Origin of the sequence: Williamsia serinedens (assembly GCF_024171725.1) — a bacterium.
Taxonomy (GTDB): Bacteria; Actinomycetota; Actinomycetes; order Mycobacteriales; family Mycobacteriaceae; genus Williamsia_A; species Williamsia_A serinedens.
On the sequence record NZ_JAMTCG010000024.1, the window covers coordinates 1 to 1,503 of the forward strand.

Sequence of the window (1,503 nt, forward strand, 5' to 3'; positions counted from 1 at the left end):
TTGATGCTGGCGCCGATGGTGGCGGTGAAAGCAACAGGCAGAGCAAAGAAGCGGGACATGGCGGTCAGTAGCCGCAGAGGGCTCCGGGTCGGCGGACTGCGCTCTGGGCAAGGTGCGCTTGTGTCGCCCGCATCTGCTCGACGCGATTGATGTGGACGCTGCGGTCGCCCTGCTTCTCGATGCGGTCCAGCTTGCGGCAAACCTCACGGAGAAGGTCAGCAGTGGACATGTCGTCGTAGCGGTCGCTCATGCTGCGTCCTTCTGAAGTGTCATCCGCTCAAAGCCGTGAGGTGTGTCCTCGAGAGCGCGGACGTACCCGATCAGTTCGTCCTCGCTGCGGAAGCGCTTGGTCTCGCGCTCACCCTTCCGCTTCTCGAGCACCAGGTAGTGGTTGATCACTGCGCTGTCTCCTTCTCCCCTGCCCGAACACGGTCCTCAACAACCGGAGACTGGGATTCGATACGGCACACGGTGGAGCATGGCGCCCAGCGGGTTGCCTCACACAAAGCGCAGACGGTGGTGTTCACGGACCGCGCAAACCCAACGGCTTGCAAACCTTGATCGCGTCGCGGGTCATGGCTGCCCAGTCAAGGTGCCCTGTGCAGTGGTCGGTGTGCAGCACGTTGCCGTGTGCGTCAACCCAGCAGGCGCCAGGGATGGTGCCGAGAAACGATGTGTCGCTGTACCCGATCATCCCTCGCCTCGCTTCCATACGTGGCCGCAGCGTTCGCAGTAGGTGTGGTTCTCAAACGAGCCCATCCACAGGTGGCCGGTCCAGTAGCACCAGAAGCGTCGGAGGTAGTTCACGCCACGCTCCCGTAGTCGAACGTAAAACCCCGCCACTGCATCCACGGCTCGAGGTGGGTGTTGCACAGGAATGAGGGGGCGTCATCCCAGCCGATGTGGGTTGCGATGGTGGGGCATTCACAGCAGGGGACGCGGCGCTCGGGTTGCGGGATGAACGCAAGCCGGGGTGTCACGACTCGCAGTCCGCACACGTGTCGTAGGTGCCGAGCGATAGGACACCTCGCGGCGTGATGGCGTACAGCGGCCAGGAGATGCCCGACGGCAGGTTGCAGGTGTCGCACCAGCCGCCAACGGTCGGGGTGCCGACAGACGTTCCGACCCGCACGTCGTGGCCGGTCACTTCAGCTTGCCTGTCACGATGCGCTGCTTCGGAATGCCCTTCTCCGCGGCGTCAGCATCCTGTAGCGCCTTGCCAACCTCCGGCATCGTCATGTGCAGCGTCTCAGCGATCTTCACGGCCAACCAGCCGTTGCGGGCCATGCGCGCCACAGCACACGGCTCCACCATCTCGACGTCGTCTGCCATGAGAGACACCCCCTGTTGGGGTTCGGGGCCGCGCACCATTGGGGTGCCAGCACTGCGCTGCGGGGAAGACGACCCCGAACGATGTGCGCGGTGGTTTGAGCAGCAGCTGCGAGGGAGGGCAGTGCTCAGGCAGACGCGCTCCCTGCCCGTGGGTTCCGTCCGAGGATGGGG

3 protein-coding genes are annotated in these 1,503 nt (G+C 64.5%); all 3 read right to left on the bottom strand.

Features of this window, described 5'->3' with window-relative positions; genetic code table 11:
• Window positions 1-64: 64 nt before the first annotated feature.
• Window positions 65-250, bottom strand: a complete 186-nt coding sequence (locus tag LX12_RS21705; protein WP_253656700.1) for a hypothetical protein — start codon at window positions 248-250, stop codon at window positions 65-67.
• Complete coding sequence (locus LX12_RS21710) at window positions 247-399, bottom strand: hypothetical protein (RefSeq protein ID WP_253656701.1); 153 nt, start codon at window positions 397-399, stop codon at window positions 247-249. The genes LX12_RS21705 and LX12_RS21710 overlap by 4 nt, the downstream gene beginning before the upstream one ends.
• Before the next feature lie 744 nt (window positions 400-1,143).
• Window positions 1,144-1,332 (bottom strand): hypothetical protein, encoded by a 189-nt coding sequence (locus LX12_RS21715; RefSeq protein WP_253656702.1) that lies wholly within the window; start codon window positions 1,330-1,332, stop codon window positions 1,144-1,146.
• Between the last annotated feature and the right edge of the window lie 171 nt (window positions 1,333-1,503).

Excerpts from the sequence above, each read along its gene's own strand:
- LX12_RS21705 (WP_253656700.1), bottom strand. The coding sequence starts at position 250 with ATGAGCGACCGCTACGACGACATGTCCACTGCTGACCTTCTCCGTGAG.
- LX12_RS21715 (WP_253656702.1), bottom strand. The coding sequence starts at position 1,332 with ATGGCAGACGACGTCGAGATGGTGGAGCCGTGTGCTGTGGCGCGCATG.